Genomic DNA, 13,876 nt, shown 5'->3' on the forward strand with positions numbered 1-13,876 from the left:
TTGAACGAGATGGATCATGACGGGAACCCTCCTCGGCAGCACCCCAAGGGACACATGGGCCCAGACGCACGGCTCGGCGAGCGTACGGACCCCTCCCTAGGCCTCCAGTGGAGGAACGGCAGGAATCACCTGGAGATTCTTGATCTGCTCGGGCGTGAGCTTGAAGACGTCGTCCACATGGGGCGTCTCGGTCGAACGCCAGCTGTAGTAGCAGCGGTCGCATTCGTAAACCTCCCAAGCGCCGGGAATCGGGGACTTGGCGATGGTCGAGATGTGGTCACATTCGCAACGCGGGCACTTCATGATGGGTTCCTCCCTCAGAATGCTCTCTTACTCGTTGTTCTTTGACATGAGATCGGCGATGATCGTTGCGTACTCCTCGGACTTCGCGGGGTCCTTGAGCAGCTCCACGGTGCGCGGCAGCGGCTCGGGATCCACGGGTATGGTTGCATCGATGATGAGCTTGGCCGTCATGCCGGGAGTCTCCTCAGAGGGATTGAGAGGCATGCCCGCGCAGTTCTGGATGACCTTGACGTCCTTGTCGGGACGGACGCGCGTGGAGAGGGCCCACATAACCTGGTTGAGGTCGAAAGGGTCCACGTAGCCATCGACGAGGATGACGTTGTGGCAGTAGGGCATGGCATGGGGCGTGGAGAGAAGCTTGAATGCGGCGCCCATCGCATGACCGCCATAGCGAGGCTTGATGGAGACGATCTCAGTGAAGCCGTGGGTGTACATGGCGTTGACGGCGACGACCTCGGGGAAGCCCTCCCCATGAAGCTGCTTGTAGATGGGCACCGAGGTGTTGAGGGCCATCAGGTAGTCTATCTCGGTCCAGGGCATGCCCAGGTAGATGTTCTCGAAGATCGGGCTTGTGCGATAGGTCACATGCGTGATGACACCCTCGCACTGGGCGCGACAGCCAGAGTAGGATCCGGGGAACTCGCCGAAGGGGCCCTCGCAGGTCCTTACGCGAGGATCGATATAGCCCTCGAGGATAACCTCGGAACCGGCCGGAACGTACAGGTGGTCGTACAGGTCAGACTTCACAATGTCACAGGGGACGCCGCCGTTGAGGGCGCCGACGAACTCGTACTCGTTCTGGTCATAGCCGATCGGGGTCGAGGCCATGAAGGTGATGAGCGGGGCGTTGCCCAGCGCAATGGCGAAGGGGAAGCGCTCGTTCTTGGCCTCTGCGGCACGCAACTGCTTAGCGATGTCGTGCATGGCCAGGCACTGCATGCCGATGCGATTGGGCCCCTTCACCTGGATGCGATACGTGCCGACGTTCATCTTGTCGAAGTTGCCGGGGTCGTCGGGATCGGCCGTGACCGTCGCGGGCTTGCCGATGAACATGCCGCCGTCCTGCTCGTTGATGCGGTAGAGGGGCAGCAGGTCGAACAGGTTGACCTCATCACCGTCGAGGGAGTTCTCCTTGCAGGGCGCATCCTCCCGCTTGACGACGTTGGGCTTCACGGGATACAGGTCCCAGCGACGGTTGAGCTCGAGGAACTGCTCCTTGGTGGTGGCCGTCTTCGGCATGCCCATCATAAGGGCATGGTTGGCCCAGGAGCCGTGGACGTTGGTGACCACCGGGTGACCAGGGCCGTAGCCCTTGATGTTGTCGAACATCACGGCAGGGCCGTTGGTCATGCGGCTGGCGGCACGACCGGCGGAACCGATGTCCGGCTCGGGAAGCACCTCGTCGGTGATGCGGACGAGCTGGCCCTCCTTCTCGAGGGTCTTGAGGAAGCCACGAAGATCCTGGTAAGCCTTTTGCGCCATCTGACCTCTTCCTTTCTCCTGGCCTTGCGGACAGCTACAGTCTCGCAAGCAGGGAAAGCCGTCACTTGACGCACGGTGAAGGTTTGCTTCCCCGAATGGAATAACGCAGGATGCTTCTCGATTTCATTCCTAAATGGAATGGGGTCTTTCCACACCGGCGTCATGCGCGCAGCCGGTGCCCTCGGGCGAGTCCCCCACACAGGGCATCTCATCCGGTGTCGCGTCCACGAGCATCATGTACAAACTTGAAGAGCGACCGTGAATCGGGCCCGTGCGATAGGTGCACCGATCATGATCGCCTGGGCGAAGCGGCCGTCCAGCCCCAGCAGGCCGATGTCGTTCCCACACCCGCCCTTGCCGCACAAAGTCACGATGTCGAGTTACCTATGCGCAAGCCAGGGCCTCCCCTGCAGTACCCGCGCCACGGCATCCCTCGCCGCAGAGAAGCCTGCGTCATCGGTCACGTGGACCCATACGGCTCCGTGCGTGCCATAGCTATCGAAGTCAGAGAAGAGCACGCTCACGGGGTAGGCCGGGTCGCGCAACTCCCCCAGCGCCTCCGTGGCGAGCCGAACGACCTCCTCGCTCACCTGCGCAAGATCCGCCTCGGCGTCCACTGTGAACTCCACTGCACACGATCCCCTGGTCGCTGGCCCCTTACGCGTGAACGCGGACTTGTTAAGCACGCTGTTCGGAATCACGTGGACGTTGCCGTTGCGGTCCTCGACGGTCGTGCTCCGCCAGTTGACGTCGGTCACGAAGCCCTCGAATCCGCTGACCACCACGTAATCGCCGGGCTGCACCACGTGCCCCATCATGAGTCCCAGGCCACCGATCACGTTCGAAATCGTATCCTGCAGACCCAGCGAGATCACGACGGAGGTCACGCCCAAGGCGGTCACGAACGCGGTCGGCTGCACGCCAAACACCGGCTCGAGCACCGCCAGCAGCGCAAACGACCAGATGATCGCACGAAGGATGTTGATGTAGATCGACGCCGACGGCACGTTGGACGAATCCAGCGCCTTGCTCGCCAGACGCACCAACACACGCTGCACCACCAGCGCTAGGGCGATGACAACGCCAAGGAAAACGAGCTTCCCCGGCAACCCACTTGCGCCAATCGCCCCAACGTTGCCGCCTGCGGCGGCATCCCCCAGGGCGACCTCCACGGTCGCCGCAGAAAAAAGACCAGATATAGGAACATAAGATGCCATACCACTCCCCAACTGCCGCGGCACTCCACCTTCCGGGCCATCCGGAACGCCGCCTGCCCTCAGCCTGGTCGGCTTGGCGCCCAGTTTAGACCACCCCCCATAGATGCACCATATGGGTGACCCGAGAGGCCGTTCGCAACCGCGCCCCGCGCCGCGGCAGACCGCGCCCATATCCCGCGCCGCGGCAAAAGGCTGGATGTAACAAAATCGGGGGTTATGTGTGGTTCGGAGCGTATCCACGCCCGAGGAGCGCCTCCCCGTCGCGGGGTGCGGGAGTGCTGTATTTTTTGATCACATCACCTGCCAGGCGTTTTACGTGGTGCGCCGCTCCGGGAGCGTCACCCGCCCGATCGGTCGCGCGGACGGGCCGGCCCGTCCCCTCCAGCTGGGCTCCCGAACCACACATAACCCCCGATTTTGTTACATCCGGGTCCTGGGCGCCCCCTATCCCTACCCCTCGATCTTGACGATGGGCGCAAAGCCCTTCATGAGCTTCTTGGTCTTCCCGGTGCGGCTGAAGAAGACCTCGATGGTGTCGCCCGAGGCGCTCTTCACCACGCCCGGGCCGAAGGTCTTGTGCGAGACGTGGTCGCCAGGCGCAAACGCCTCTGCCGCCTTGGCGCGATCGCGACGGATGGGGGTGCTCGCGCCGGCAACGCGCTCGTCCGCACGACCCGCACGGGCACCGCTGCCGAAGCTGCCACCCGAAGCCCCTCCAAACAGGTCGGCGAAGCTGCCCTCGCGCCTAGGCGCCCGCGGGCTGCCACCCGTGGAGCGCGTGCGCGAGCCAAAGACGTTGCCGCCGTAGACCTCGGAGCCGCGGCCGCTGCCAAAGGTCCCGTGGCGGTCGCCGCGCTTCTCCCAGCCCACGCCGCTGAAGCCCGACGAGCCAACGCCGATGGCGTTGACGTCCTCCTCGGGGATCTCGTTCACGAAGCGGCTGCGCGGATTGGCCTGGACCGAGCCGAACACGCGACGCGTCGCCGCGTAGGTCAGGTAGAGCTTGCGCTCGGCGCGGGTGATGGCGACGTAGGCCAGGCGGCGCTCCTCCTCCACGGATGAGGGCTCGTCCTCGTGGCCACGATGCGGGAAGATGCCCTCCTCCATACCTGCGACGAAGACCACGGGGAACTCGAGGCCCTTCGCCGCGTGCACGGTCATCATCGTGATGGCGCTGGTCTGTCCGCTCAGGGCGTCCAGGTCCGAGCGCAGGGCGAGCCACTCCATGAACGCAGGCAGCTTCTCCGCTGCCACGTCGGGCAGGGCTCCCCCCGAACCCGGCGTGCCGGCCGCCGTCGCGGGAACGCCCGCGCCTGCGGCGTGGGCGCCCACAGGGGCGACCGAGGCCGGGCCCAACGCGGCGGCATCGTCCAGGGCACCCGCCGCACGGAGCTGACGCAGGCTCTCGAGCGTCTCGGCCGCGTCGTCGTGCGTCTCGTCGAACTCCTGGGCCACGCTCAGGAACTCTCGGATGTTCTCGATGCGGCCGTCCGCCTCCACACTCTTCTCAGCCTCGAGCGCCCGCACCAGGCCCGCACGGTCCACGATGGCCTCCACCACGTCCGCCAGCTCGCCCCCGAAGTGACGCGCCGCCTCGATCGTGGACGTGAAGTCACCAAGCGCCCCCCTGACCCTGGCGGAGAGCAGCCCCGTCTCGGCCACGCAGGCCTGGGCGGCCGAGAAGACGGAGATGCCGTACTCGGCGGCATAGGCCTGGACCTTGCGGATGGACGTGGTCCCGATGCCGCGACGCGGAGTGTTGATGACGCGCAGGACGCTCACGTCGTCATCGGGATTCACGACGGCCTTGAGGTAGGCCGTGACGTCACGGATCTCAGCGCGGTCGAAGAAGCGCGTGCCACCCACGATCTTGTAGGGGACGCCCGCGCGCAGGAACATGTCCTCGAGGATGCGGGACTGCGCATTGGTGCGGTAGAAGACGGCGATGTCATCGTAGGAGGTGCCGCCGTCGTGCAGCTTCTCTATCTCAGAGCCTATCCAGCGCCCCTCGTCGCGCTCGTCCGCAGCCTGGAAGAGCTCGACCCTCTCGCCGTCGCCACGATCCGTGAACAGGCGCTTCTCCTCGCGGCGGGCATTGTTGCGCACGACGGCGTTCGCGGCGTTCAGGATGTGGCCGAAGGAGCGGTAGTTCTGCTCGAGCTTGACGACCACGGCGTCGGGGTAGTCCTTGCGAAAGCTCAGGATGTTGGCGATGTCCGCGCCACGCCAGCTGTAGATGGACTGGTCGTCGTCGCCGACGACCATGAGGTTCTGGTGCTTCTTGGCCAGGAGGTTGGTGATGGCGTACTGGACGCCGTTGGTGTCCTGGTACTCGTCCACGCTGATCTGGCGGAAGCGCTCCTGGTAGCCGTCGAGCACCTCGGGGTGCTTGGAGAGCAGATCGAAGGCCTTGACCAGGAGGTCGTCGAAGTCCATCGCGTTCGCACGCGCCAGACGACCCTCGAGGCTGTGATAGACGCGGGCGGCGGCGCGGTCCAGAGGCGTCTGGGCGTGGGCCTGCATCTCCTCGGGACCGACGAGGGCGTTCTTTGCGGCCGAGATCCTGGCGCGGATGGACTGCAGGGGGCACTGCTTGGGATCTATGTCGAGGTCAGCCATGATGGACTTTACCAGGCGCCGCGAGTCGTCGTCGTCGTAGATGGTGAAGTTGGGCTGGTAGCCCAGAAGCTCGCCGTCCTCGCGCAGCATCCGCACGCACATGGCGTGGAAGGTGCAGACCCACATGCCCCGCGTGCCGCCGGGAAGGAGCGCCCCCAGGCGCTCGCGCATCTCGGCTGCGGCCTTGTTCGTGAAGGTGATGGCAAGGACCTGCCAGGGTCGCACGCCCTCGTCCGCGATCATGTGGGCGATGCGGTACGTCAGCACGCGCGTCTTGCCGGAGCCGGCACCAGCCAGGACCAGGAGCGGGCCATGGGTGGTCTCGGCGGCCTTGCGCTGTGCGGGGTTCAGCCCCGACAGGTCCACGGTCGCCCGCCGCACCCCAGGAGGAGCGCCAACAGGAGCGAGGCCTGGGTCCCCGGCGGGAGCCGATTCGGTCGAAAAGAGCGGTTGCTGCTGGTCAAAGGGCATGCATTTCTCCTCTAGCCTCGTGTTCGCACCTCCAAGAGTCTAACGCGAGACGGGTGCTGGCCGGTCGGATCACGCCAAACGGGTACACTCTCCACCACTGGCACCACCCCACGCCCAAGGAGGGCCTCCGCATGGTCGACCTGCTCGTCCACCGCTTCATAGAGAACGCCGACGACACCGCCAATCCCGCCGTCCGCAACGCATACGGCACGCTCGCAAGCACCGTCGGCATCGTCTGCAACGTGCTGCTGTGCGTAGGCAAGGGTGCGATCGGCCTGTTCGCGGGCTCGGTCTCGATCGTGGCAGACGCCGTGAACAACCTGTCCGACGCCTCGAGCAACGTGGTCAGCCTGCTGGGGTTCCACATGGCCGGCAGGCCCGCGGACCGCGAGCACCCCTACGGCCACGGACGCTACGAGTACCTGGCAGGCATGGTGGTTGCCGTCCTGGTCCTGGTCATCGGCGTGGAGCTGGTCCGTTCGTCGGTCGAGAAGCTCGTCGATCCCTCGCCCACCGAGTTCTCCCCTGCCGTCGCCATCGTCCTGGTCGCGTCCATGCTGGTGAAGGCCTGGATGATGCTGTTCAACCGCACCCTGGGACGGCTCATCGGCTCGGTCACGCTCGAGGCGACGGCCATGGACTCGCGCAACGACGTGATCACGACCGGGGCGGTCCTCGCCGCTGCGGTGGTCTCGGCGCTGACCGGCGTCGACCTGGACGGCTGGGCGGGCCTGGCGGTGGGCTGCTTCATCCTGTGGAGCGGCTTTGGCCTGATGAGGGAGACCATCGACCCCCTCCTGGGGCGCACGCCCAGCGACGAGCTTGTGCGGCACATCCATGACACGATCATGGGCTATCCTGGCGTGCTGGGGACCCATGACCTGATGGTCCACGACTACGGCCCCGGCCGCCAGTTCGCGAGCGCCCACGTGGAGATGGCCGCCGAGGCAAGCCCGCTCGACAGCCACGACACGCTCGACAACATCGAGCGGGAGTTCCTCGAGCGGGACGGCATGCACGTCGTCTTGCACTACGATCCCATCGTGACCGACGACCCCCAGGTATGCGACCTGCGCAACTGGATTGCCCAGCAGGTCAAGGTCATCGACCCCGAGCTCACGATCCACGACCTGCGCTGCGTGCCCGGGCCCACGCACACCAACGTGATCTTTGACTGCGTGCGCCCCCACGGGCTCGCCATGAGCGACGACGAGCTGCGCGGCACCATCAGTGGCCTGGTGAAGTCGAGGCATCCCGGCTACGACTGCGTCATCACCGTGGACCGGAGCTACATATCCGGTGCCTAGGGCTTGCATGGCAGGCAGAGCTCTCGTCGCTGTAACCTTGCCTTGCGTTTGCCGCCCTCGCGGCAGCCGGCCTCGCCCTGGCCGCGGGCGCCCTCCTGCGCGTGCGCGAGGGGTAGGCGGGCACCTCGCACGTCGTAAGGTCTCCGTGTTGGCGTCGGTGGCGGGGGAGACGATCGGGAGCGCATTGTCTGAACAGGTAGCGATCCAGGACATGCAAACGGGAGACGTCCAGACCGCACAGGCTCGTTCCAGACGGGTTGGGAGCGGGAGCACTCGACCCACGGGCTTCCAGAGCTCGTGAAGCGCTTTGCGGTGATGACGGTTGTGTGAGCTCTCCTGGGCCCCTTTACGCCTCGCATCGGAGGCGCCGCCAAGAATCGGGCCATCGACAAGTGTGGGCCAAAGCTCCTCCTGAAGCCCAGAGATGGCATCGCCAAAGAGCCTTGCCAAGGGATACCGCATGACACTACATAGGCGTTAGAGCGGATCGTGTCGGAGGGATCATCCTTCCTGGACCCGAGGCACGATCCGCCGTTGCCGACATGGAATCCGCCCCCTTCTCGCCTGCGTTGGCAGTGAGGTTGAAGGCCATCGGGCATTCGTAGATGAAGTCCGGGAACGTCGTGGCCCTGGCGGCTGTCCACGGGGGTACCTACGGATGAGCTGCGTGAGGTCGCGGGCGGCCTTGGGCTGGCTGGCAGTGCCCGATATGGATCTCGTCACCGGACGATCTCGTCTCGATACCTGCCGGGCGTCACGCCGACACAACGCTTAAACGCTTTGGTGAAGCTGGCGGCGTCCCCGTAGCCCACCATCTCGCCTATTTCTCTGGTGTTCAGATTCGTATCGGCAAGCAGCTCCTTCGCAGCGTTCATTCTCACGCCGCGAATATACTTTCCCAAGGGCACGCCCGTCTCGAACTTGAACATCCCGCTCCGACCGCGCGCGCGATTTGCTCGATGGTGAAGTCGTCCTGGCGCAGCAGCAGCTCAGCCTGGCTCATGCGTCTCCCCTGCACATAGCGCGTGACCGTCATGCCGTTCACGCACTTGAACGTCTCCTTGAATTTGGTAGGGCTCATGCAGGCGATGGCGGCGAGCTCGGAGATGCGCAGGTCGACAGAGCAGTGGTCGTCGATGTAACACACCACGTCGTGTATGCGCTCGCGATCGGCGGCGCTTGCGGCTCCGCCCACATCGGACGTCCGCCTTCTCGAGCGCTCCACGATGAGTCCCATAGCCTCGAGCACCTTGCCTTCGTAGTGCAACGCGCTGCGTCCCTCGTCGCCCGACCGGGGCCATAGCCTGGAGAGCAGGGCCTTCATCTCAGGGAATTCGTCATCGCGGCCCAGCGAGGCGAAGGCCTGTGCTACGTTCTGGGATTCCCCTCCATACTCCCGTTCCAGGAACCGTGCCGAAACTCCGATGAAACCTCGATAGAGACGCTCTGCACCGGTATGCTGCCATGCGCGACGCCCCTCCACGGGCCGCCGATGCTCTGTCCCCATATGCTGTTGGGCTTGAGCTTGCGGTACGGGCTGAACTCCTCGCCGGCGATGGATTTGAACCAGGTGACGGTGAGGTAGCTGGGCGGCTTGAAGTCCATGACGTAGTCATCGCGCATGGTGAAGTCATGGATGCTGATGCTCCACGGCGCGTCCTCGGGAGAGAGGAAGTGGAACCAGCCCCGGCAGTTTCCATCTCGCGAACGATAGGAGCGCCGGAGCGAACCGAACCCCGGTGGCGAAGGCTCCTGCGCGAACGACGGCTTCCGCAACGCCTGCTCTTGGAACGGTCGTTTCATGTTCCTGTCCTTTCGTCATGCGACGATGGGACGCAAGTTGGCGCGATCCTGGTGGTGACGCACGACCTGGAGCTCGTCGCGTGTGCCTGCGACCGGGCGCTGTGCGTGGAAGGCGGGACGGCATCGGTGCACTAGCGAACGTTGCCAAGATGCAATCGATATGCGTAGCGCGCGACGCAGGCGGCCCATTGCCTCTTCCTGCAGGAGGATGCCAGCTCATAGAGGAATCCTCGACTATGGGTGGGGCTTATGGGGCGCCTTGCCGACGTTTGCTAAAGCCGCTTCATGAAGAAGTGGTCCGTTGCGCTATGCTGACAGTGTGCAGCAATCATATACCACCTGCCAACAGGAACCCGTGGATAAGAGGCGATGCGAGGCATCGCCCCTCGCGGAGGCGGTGTCTGTGGCATGGTCGTGAATGCCAGGCCAGACGTATCGAAATCGGTATCCGGCAGGAAGCCTATAAGGGACCCCATCTCATTTTGGGCAGGGATCGCAGCCACGGTCTTTCATGCGCCGACACACCAGAGGAGAAGCCCCAAAACGGGTGCGGAACACCTTCGCAAGGCGAGGCTGGCTCGCAGGGTCTACGGCGCTTGCGACCTCACCCACCCTCATACTGCCTTCCGTCACGAGCCTTGTGGCATGCCGCATGCGCAGGTTGCTCTGGTATTCGCTGTGACCGCCAGACACCGTTGCTCCTTCTGAAGTCTGCCGGCGAGAAGCCCTTGCTCCTTCGGAAGGCTTCCGTGAACGCTCCCGGTTTGTGGTACCCGACCGCCTTGCCGATGCTCGCAATCAGAAGGTCGGTCTCCCTGAGCAGCCGGGCCGCCTCCTCCATCCGTTCCCGTGTGACGTATGCGGAAGGAGAAAGCCCCGTCGCTGTTTTGAATAGTCTCTTCAGCTTGGTCTGCCCGATATACAGCTCTGACGCAAGTCGCGCACAAGAGAGGTCTCCGCTCAGGTTATCAGCGATATAGCTGCTGATATGGCTGATTGCACACGCATCGCCCTGAGACAAGGCCCTGTGTTCTCCGCTTCCGTCTTCCCGGCTTGCGTATTCCATGACAAGAGCGACGGCCTCTGCGACCACGCCCTCATAGAACAGCTCCGCGGCAATTCCCTTGCCCTGATACGCACGTGCCTTGCGGAGCAGATCGACAAGTTCGGGAAGATCGTATTTTCCGTCGACCTTGGCAAAGGCTTTTCGGACATCCTTCACGTTCCCGAACCTGCTTTGCAGGTAATCCCTGTAGTAGTCAGGAGAAATTGTGATAGACGAGGCCCTCGCGACGGCCCCCTTCGAGAAGTGAGCCTCGTACTCCCCATGCTCGTCTCCGAGATACACCATGATGGCCCCCGGAACGAGCGCGGCACCCCTCCGTTGCGCCATGCCTCTGACGTCATCGTAGCATCCGAGGCAGATATGCTCGCTGCAGCGGTACCGCATGGTCCCGCTCTTTGCAAAGCTCATCCTGAACGCATTCACGGCAAAAAGGTTTCCACGGAAGTACGCCCAGTACTCACCGGACCCTATCTCGTTTTCAAACGTGTGCAGGACGCCTTCAGGGCCATAACCACGGACTCCCTTCAAAGGCTTGAGGCCCCACCCCCGAAACGCCCCGCTGTAGAGATCTGTCTCGATGCTCTTCATCTTCCCTCCCCTCCGCTTGTCTGGTTCCCGGTCTTCTTCCCCGGTTCGGCACTCTCTTTCCGTATGGGGACGCATCTCGCCAATGCAACGGTCAGTGACCCACCGTCCGTCCATTATAAGGCAGAGTTTCCTATAGATAACAATTGATCGGGTTGGTCGACGGTCGATCGGTACGCATCGACATGGAGATTCGACCGCAAGGGGGTCACCTTATGAGAACGGAAGCAGGGCACCCTGTCGACAACAGGTGGACCATGCGCGACGTCCTGACGTTTGTGATATTCAACCTCATCATCATGGTGCTTATCACCGTGGCGAAGGTGGTCGAGGACATGCTGTTGGCGCCACAAAACACGTTCTTCGTCGGATCGTGGCTGTTTCCGTTGCTTGCAACGCCGTTCTACCTCGTCATGGCCGACCGCATCGGCAAGCGCGGCGTACTTGCCGGATCGATCCTCATATTTGGCATCCTCTACACCTTCATGGGCGGACTCTACTGTGCACCGGTTGCCCTTGCAGGCGCAGTCATAGGCGAGCTGGCCATGTGGGGCAAGGACTCCTATCACGACATCAGACGCGTCATCGGCGGCTACATCGTGTATTGGGTGACGTTCGGCTTTTATGGGATCATGCCGTACCTACTGTTTAGGGAAGCCTACATGAAGCAGTTGGGGACCTACTACAATGCCGCCGACATCACCGCGATGATCGCCCAATATACCGAACTCCCCTGGATCCTTCTGATGATGGCGCTGTTTGCAGCGGGAACGATCGTGGGCGGCCTCATCGGATCCAAGTTCCTGAAAAGGCACGTCCGCAAAGCGAAGATCGCATAGACGCTATGGGAGGGGCGGACATCAAGTGCGGTCTTCTCGGCCTTGACCCAAGGACACATCTGTCATCGTTCCTTGTTGTGGGAATCGTCTCCATGCTGATAGTGGGCCTCCTCGAGACAGCGCTTTTGCAGGCACTCGCTGCCACTTATCTCGCTGCAAACGGACGGACGAGAAGTGCGGCGAAGTCCTGTGTAGGCTTCGCGGCCATATGCGGCCTGAGCTTCCTTCCCCTCCCGGGGCTGTACGGGGTCCTTTTCGTGAGCATGCTGCACATGATCCCTCCGTTTACGACCGGGTGCGCGTTCTTCTCGCTTTCTCCTTCGGCAATCATGTGCGCACTCGACCGGTGGCATCTCCCGCAAAAGCTCCTCGTTGGGATCTGCATGATATTCAGATTTGCCTCGATCCTTCCGTTTGAGATGCGCTCAATACTTCGCGGGATCCGCATGCGAGGTATCTTCCCCAGCCTGCCAGACATCGCAAGGCAACCCGCACTCGCATACGAATGCTTTTACACGCCGCTTGTCATGCGCTCGCTGAGACTCTCAAGCGAGCTCGCCGCATCGGCCGAACTGCGAGGAATTGATATAGGAGCAGGGCGGACGTCAGTATACCACGTGGGATTCTCCCTGCGCGACGCGGTGTGCGCTGTTGTCGTGGCTGCAGCCGCGGCAGGCATATACGCGTTGGGGGCGGTCTCGTGAGTGGACCGGAAGCCGTTGCCTTGAAGAACGCCTCGTTTTGCTACCTCGACGAGTCTGGGCTTTCGAGCGAGGTGTCAGCTGATAGCAAGGTATCAGCCGGCAGGCGAGAATCTACGGAAAGCTGCGTACAGGAGATCTGTCTCAGCGTTTTGGCCGGCTCATGCACCATACTTTGCGGCCGTTCCGGCAACGGAAAAACCACGGTACTGCGTCTCATCGACGGTTTGGCAGGAACCTTCTTCCCCGGCGAGAAGGGCGGTGCGGTCCTCGTGCGAGGAACGGACGTGTTTGATCTGTCCCCACGCGATCGCACGGAAAGCATAGGCGTGGTCATGCAGGATCCGCGCAGCCAGTTCTTCATGGGGACGGTAGGCGATGAGATCGCGTTCTCCTTGGAGAATATGGGTACCGATCCCTCGCTCACGGTCAAGCGCGTTCGAGAGGCGGCGTCACTGTGCGGCATCGAGGATCTTCTTGATGAGAGGCTCACCGAGCTCTCAAGCGGACAGAAGCAACGCGTCGCCCTCGCGACGGCAACGGCATGCCATCCGCAGGTGCTGGTGCTTGACGAGCCCACCTCGAACCTGGACGCACAGGGGTCTCGGTCGCTCGTCAAGATCCTCGGAGAGCTTAGGAGAAGCGGCGTGGCAATGGTCATCTCCGAGCATAGGCTCCATCAGTTTTTGCCCGTGGCCAACGAGTTCGTATATCTTCGGGAAGGACGCATAGCCGCTCGGTGGAGCGCCGAGAGGTTCGCGTCTCTTTCCGAACGCGAAACGGCAAAGTTTGGGCTTCGGCATCCCGACATGAAGTCCGACCCCAAAATCAAACCCTATTCCGCAAAGGACTCGGACGGATGGCGCATGGCAGATGTGACCTATCGGTACCCTCCGACAAAACGTGGAATCGATGGCATTACCGCCGAATTTCCATTCGGATCCGTAACGGTCATATGTGGTGAAAACGGAACAGGCAAAACTACGCTCGCGAAGGTCCTTGTGGGAGCTGTTCGTGAGCAGGGGGGCATCGTCACCAGGAACGGGAAACGCCTTTCCCGTAAGGAACGCCGTCTCCTCAGCTACTTTGTCATGCAGGACGTTGACTACCAGCTCTATGCCAGCTGTGTTGCGGACGAGGTAGTGCTCGGCAGGCATGTAGATGACTCTCTCAAGGCGCGTGCCCGGGACTCATTGGCGGCTTTCGACCTGACGGACTTGGCCACCCGGCATCCGGCAAGCCTGTCCGGCGGACAGAAGCAGCGCGTCATACTTGCCGCAGCATATTGCTCGGATGCCGAACTCATCGTGCTCGACGAGCCCACGAGCGGGCTCGATGGGCGCGGGATGCGCGAGGTTGCATGCTGGTGCCGCAAACTTGCATCCGGGGGAAGGGCCGTTGTGGTCATAACGCACGACGAGCTGTTGGCGCGACTGGCAGGCAACCGCATCGTTGACCTGTCGTCGCAGAAAAGGGGTTGATA

Annotated in this window: 12 protein-coding genes; 4 read left to right on the forward strand and 8 right to left on the reverse strand. The window is 62.9% G+C overall.

What is annotated here, in order from left to right:
* Positions 1–96 precede the first annotated feature (96 nt).
* The 4 genes from OLSU_RS07335 to OLSU_RS07350 all read right to left on the reverse strand — a co-directional run bounded on the left by OLSU_RS07335 (position 97) and on the right by OLSU_RS07350 (position 6,092).
* Positions 97–303, reverse strand: a complete 207-nt coding sequence (locus OLSU_RS07335; protein ID WP_013252320.1) for a non-oxidative hydroxyarylic acid decarboxylases subunit D — start codon at positions 301–303, stop codon at positions 97–99.
* 27 nt (positions 304–330) lie between these two features.
* Complete coding sequence (locus OLSU_RS07340; RefSeq protein ID WP_013252321.1) at positions 331–1,785, reverse strand: non-oxidative hydroxyarylic acid decarboxylases subunit C; 1,455 nt, start codon at positions 1,783–1,785, stop codon at positions 331–333.
* Between the two features lie 380 nt (positions 1,786–2,165).
* Positions 2,166–3,002, reverse strand: a complete 837-nt coding sequence (locus tag OLSU_RS07345) for a mechanosensitive ion channel family protein (RefSeq protein WP_013252322.1) — start codon at positions 3,000–3,002, stop codon at positions 2,166–2,168.
* 450 nt (positions 3,003–3,452) lie between these two features.
* Complete coding sequence (locus tag OLSU_RS07350; RefSeq protein WP_013252323.1) at positions 3,453–6,092, reverse strand: ATP-dependent helicase; 2,640 nt, start codon at positions 6,090–6,092, stop codon at positions 3,453–3,455.
* A 131-nt stretch (positions 6,093–6,223) separates the two neighbouring features.
* On the opposite strand from OLSU_RS07350, the gene OLSU_RS07355 reads away from it, so the two are divergent.
* Positions 6,224–7,399, forward strand: a complete 1,176-nt coding sequence (locus OLSU_RS07355; RefSeq protein ID WP_013252324.1) for a cation diffusion facilitator family transporter — start codon at positions 6,224–6,226, stop codon at positions 7,397–7,399.
* A gap of 719 nt (positions 7,400–8,118) precedes the next feature.
* Here the strand turns inward: OLSU_RS07355 and OLSU_RS09405 are convergent.
* The 4 genes from OLSU_RS09405 to OLSU_RS07365 all read right to left on the reverse strand — a co-directional run bounded on the left by OLSU_RS09405 (position 8,119) and on the right by OLSU_RS07365 (position 10,856).
* On the reverse strand, positions 8,119–8,328 hold the full coding sequence (locus OLSU_RS09405; protein ID WP_081439274.1) for a helix-turn-helix domain-containing protein: 210 nt from the start codon (positions 8,326–8,328) through the stop codon (positions 8,119–8,121).
* A complete protein-coding gene (locus OLSU_RS09800) occupies positions 8,277–8,636 on the reverse strand; it encodes a helix-turn-helix domain-containing protein (protein ID WP_236697181.1) in 360 nt (119 codons plus the stop codon). Before OLSU_RS09800 ends, OLSU_RS09405 begins: the two co-directional genes overlap by 52 nt.
* Before the next feature lie 131 nt (positions 8,637–8,767).
* Positions 8,768–9,202 (reverse strand): hypothetical protein, encoded by a 435-nt coding sequence (locus OLSU_RS09805; RefSeq protein WP_236697180.1) that lies wholly within the window; start codon positions 9,200–9,202, stop codon positions 8,768–8,770.
* A gap of 604 nt (positions 9,203–9,806) precedes the next feature.
* The gene (locus tag OLSU_RS07365; protein WP_013252326.1) at positions 9,807–10,856 is read right to left on the reverse strand and encodes a helix-turn-helix transcriptional regulator; all 1,050 of its coding nucleotides are present in this window, start codon (positions 10,854–10,856) and stop codon (positions 9,807–9,809) included.
* A 212-nt stretch (positions 10,857–11,068) separates the two neighbouring features.
* On the opposite strand from OLSU_RS07365, the gene OLSU_RS07370 reads away from it, so the two are divergent.
* The 3 genes from OLSU_RS07370 to OLSU_RS07380 are packed head-to-tail and all read left to right on the forward strand — an operon-like array spanning position 11,069 to position 13,874.
* The gene (locus OLSU_RS07370; protein ID WP_013252327.1) at positions 11,069–11,692 is read left to right on the forward strand and encodes an MptD family putative ECF transporter S component; all 624 of its coding nucleotides are present in this window, start codon (positions 11,069–11,071) and stop codon (positions 11,690–11,692) included.
* Positions 11,693–11,697: 5 nt separating this feature from the next.
* Positions 11,698–12,396 carry an energy-coupling factor transporter transmembrane component T family protein gene (locus tag OLSU_RS07375; protein WP_041548993.1) on the forward strand — a complete coding sequence of 233 codons (699 nt, stop codon included), beginning with the start codon at positions 11,698–11,700 and terminating at the stop codon, positions 12,394–12,396.
* Between the two features lie 20 nt (positions 12,397–12,416).
* Positions 12,417–13,874, forward strand: a complete 1,458-nt coding sequence (locus OLSU_RS07380) for an ABC transporter ATP-binding protein (RefSeq protein WP_236697179.1) — start codon at positions 12,417–12,419, stop codon at positions 13,872–13,874.
* Positions 13,875–13,876 lie beyond the last annotated feature (2 nt).

This window comes from Olsenella uli DSM 7084 (assembly GCF_000143845.1).
In the GTDB taxonomy this organism is placed as follows: Bacteria; Actinomycetota; Coriobacteriia; order Coriobacteriales; family Atopobiaceae; genus Olsenella; species Olsenella uli.